Origin of the sequence: Microcoleus sp. CAWBG640 (genome assembly GCF_020883015.1) — a bacterium.
In the GTDB taxonomy this organism is placed as follows: Bacteria; Cyanobacteriota; Cyanobacteriia; order Cyanobacteriales; family Microcoleaceae; genus Microcoleus; species Microcoleus anatoxicus.
This window is the reverse complement of the sequence record NZ_JAHRFC010000174.1, coordinates 1-4,115: the sequence shown is the minus strand read 5'-3', so window position 1 is coordinate 4,115 and position 4,115 is coordinate 1. Positions and strand designations below refer to the sequence as shown.

Genomic DNA, 4,115 nt, shown 5'->3' with positions numbered 1-4,115 from the left:
ATTAGATATATTAAGTCAGTTATTGATTCCCCAAAAATTGTACGGACGGGAAAAACAAGTAAGCGAATTATTAGCCGCCTTTGGACGAGTAGCTAATCCCGTCGATGAAAATTCTTCCCATTCCCAAGTCGAACTGATGCTAGTATCTGGTTATTCAGGTATCGGCAAATCAGCAACAGTTAAGGAAATTCATAAACCCATTACCCGACAGCGGGGCTATTTTATTTCCGGTAAATTTGACCAATTCCAGCGGAATACACCTTACGCATCCTTAATTCAAGCTTTTCAATCTTTGAGCCAGCAGTTACTTACAGAAAGTAGCAAAAATTTACAAACCTGGAAACATAAACTTTTAGCTGCACTCGGTGATTCAGCACAAGTAATTATTGACGTAATTCCTGAACTAGAATTGCTGATTGGTAAACAGCCACCAGTCCCTGAACTTGCCCCAAAAGAAGCACAAAATCGCTTTCACAGGTTATTCAAAGATTTAATTCATGTATTTGCACGGAAAGAACATCCATTAGTCATATTTCTCGATGACTTGCAGTGGGCTGATTCAGCGACATTGAAATTAATTGAATTACTGGCTATAAATCCTGAAACGAAATATTTGTTATTAATTGGAGCCTATCGGGATAATGAAGTTAACTCGACACATCCTTTGATGCAAACAGTAAAACATATTCATGAACAGGGAACAATTGTCAACTATTTAGTATTAAAACCCCTAGATTTAGACCAGGTTAACAGATTCATCTCTGACACATTAAACAAATCAGAATTTTGTGAAGATTTAGCTAAATTGTTGTGGAATAAAACTGGTGGTAATCCATTTTTTTTAACTCAGTTAATCAAAGCTATTTATCAAGAAAATCTTTTAAGGTTTGATTTTTCCCAAGCTGCATGGCAGTGGAACATAGAAGCTATTCAAGCTATTGGAATTACCGATAAAAATGTAGTAGAACTGTTAGCAAATCGCCTGCAACAACTACCAAATGTTACACAAAATATTTTGCAATTAGCTGCTTGTATTGGGGACATTTTCACTCTAGATGTTCTGTCTACAATTAACAAAAAGTCTATCTCAGTCACTGGGTTGGAATTATGGGAGGCTTTGCAAGCGGGGTTGATACTTCCTTTGAATGAAAGCTACCTGATTCCTTTACTTTTCGATGGGAAAGAAGCAATTGATTTAAGCTTCAACCCTGCCCTAGTAGGTTATAAATTTTTACACGATCGAGTCCAGCAAGCAGCTTATTCTCTGATTCCCGATAGTGAGAAAAAAGCCACCCATATGAGCATAGGTAAAATCCTCTTGGAAAGCACGCCCCCCGATAAATTAGAGGAAAATATTTTTGATATTGTTAATCAATTGAATGTGGGAATTGATAACATCGAAGTGGTTATAAAAAAAACCGAGATTGCCGAATTAAATCTGATTGCTGGGCGTAAGGCAAAAGCTGCTAATGCTTACGAAGCTGCTGTCAAATATTTGAAGGCAGGAATGTCACTCTTAGCATCTGATAGTTGGGTTAGTAACTATGATTTGACCCTTAAATTATATGTAGAATTGGCAGAAGCAGAATGTTTCAATACTAATTTTGAGCAAGCAACTGCTTTGGGTGAAGTAGTTTTAACTTGTGCGAAAAATCGGCTCGATTGCATGAAAGTGTATCAGCTTCAAATACAGATATTTCAAGCTCAAAGCCAGATGCTGAAAGCTGTGGAAACTGGGATTGAAGTTTTGAATATTCTCGGATTTAAATTGTTAGACGAAAACCTAGAAATCCCTAAATTACCCAGCATTGATGATATAGAAAACCTGCCAGAAATGACAGATCCCTATCAACTAGCAGCTTTGCAAATACTAATAGCTATCTATCCTCCTGCTTATATTGCCAAACCCGAAATTGTGTCGCCCCTCGTCTTGACAATGGTAAATCTTTGTCTGACAAAGGGCCATTCAGGGTTAGCCGCTTTTCCCTATACTCTTTATGGCATGATGTTATGTGGAGTTAAGGGTGATATTGTCTCTGGATATCATGCTGGAATCATTGCCTTAAAACTGTTGGAAAAATTCCATGATCTTCAACATAAAGCCAAAGTTTACGTCATGTTTAATGGCCACATAAAACTTTGGCAAGAGCCTGCTAAAAATACACTATCTGGATTTTTAGAAGCAAGGAAAATCGGTGTAGAAATAGGCGATATGGAATGGGCTATTTATAGCTCTAAGCACTACATTATCAATTTGTTTATAGTGGGAGAACCTTTAGAATATGTCGAACAGCAACAAGCTATATATATGCAATTCTTGGTAAAGAATAAGCATGAATTTGCCATTGGTTATGCTAAAATTTGGCAAGTAATTACTTTGAGTTTAAGAAGTGAAACAGCAGAGCAAGTAGCCTTACTTAGCCGTGGATTGGATGACACGGCGATGCTGTCTCTGTGGCGGAAACAGAATAATCGAATGTCGCTATTTGCTGCTTATGTAGCTCAAGTGATGATGCTGTTCTTATTTAAAGATTATGCTCTGGCTGTGGCTAGGGCTAAACTAGCAGTAGAATATGCAGATGGGGCGATCGGGCTGATTACTATCGGGGTACATAATTTTTATTATTCGCTTTCTCTCCTCGGTGATTACCCCCAGACACCAAATCAAACAGAATCTTTAGCTATTGTTGAATCCAATCAGATAAAAATGAAGTTTTGGGCATATCATGCACCCATGAACTATCAACATAAATTTGATTTGGTGGCAGCGGAAAAAGCGCGAATATTAGGCAATAAGCTAGAAGCAATCGACTATTATGACCTAGCTATTAAAGGAGCTGCTGCTAACGGTTATCTCCAAGAAGAAGCATTAGCTTATGAATTAGCTGGAGAGTTTTATCAATCTTTGGGTAAGGAAATAATTGCCAGAGCTTATCTGGATAAAGCTTATTATGCTTACATACACTGGGGAGCTATAGCCAAAGTTAAAGACTTAGAATCTCGCTATGATTATTTAGTCGATCGCTCGCGACAAATCCTCTATCCTAATGTCAGTGCCACCACTGTAACAACCACGATCGATCAGAACTTATCCCTAGATATATCAACAGTTGTCAAAGCATCTCAAGCTCTTTCTGGGGAAATTTTTATCAGTAGTTTGTTAGAGAAACTCCTATATATTATCAGGGAAAATGCCGGAGCGCAGAAAATAATTTTTATTGCCAATACAGGTAATGAATTAGCAATAGAAGTGGCACTATTAGGCAACACAAATGATGTTACTGTGCTGGAATCTATGCCAATAACCGAAGGCGGAATGTTGCCAGTTTCCTTGATTAACTATGTAGAAAGAACTAGAGAGCCGTTAGTTTTAGACGATGCTACAGTCCCCGATAAATTCAATTTTGATCCTTATCTTACCCTCCATCAACCCCTATCTATTCTGGTATTGCCCGTGATTCATCAAGGCAATCTGAAAGGAATTTTTTACTTAGAAAATAATCTCATCAAAGGTGCTTTTACCAAGGAAAGGTTAGAAGTTTTGAAAATGCTGTCGGCACAAGCAGCGATATCTCTAGAAAATTCCAGTTTCTATACAGTTCTGGAAAAGCGAGTAGTCGAAAGAACTCAGGAATTACAAGCCACCTTAGAAGAACTAAGTCGCACTCAATTACAGTTAATTCAAAGTGAAAAAATGTCGAGTTTAGGGCAATTAGTTGGGGGAATTGCTCACGAAATTAATAATCCGATTAATTTTATTCATGGAAATTTGCATTATAGCGATCGATATCTTAAAGATTTAGTTGATTTATTGCTTTTATACCAAAAATATTACCCAGAGCCAGTGCAGCCTATAGTAGATAAAAGTGACGAAATCGAGTTAGATTTTTTAATCCAAGATTTTCATAAAATGATTGATTCGATGAAAGTGGGTGTTGGGAGAGTTCGCGATATTGTGCTGTCGTTGCGAAATTTTGCCAGACTTGATGAATCAGAAATAAAATGGGTGAATCTCCATGAAGGCATCGACAGTACCTTGATGATTTTGCAGAAAAGATTAAGTGGAATAACAGTGATTAAGCAGTACGCACACTTGCCTTTGGTGAACTGCTATG

General features: G+C 37.5%; 1 protein-coding gene. It reads left to right on the top strand.

Annotation, left to right across the window (positions count from 1 at the left end):
• Positions 1-4,115 (top strand): AAA family ATPase (locus AAFP11_RS29785; protein ID WP_341740248.1); only part of this gene is annotated, 4,115 nt, incomplete at both ends.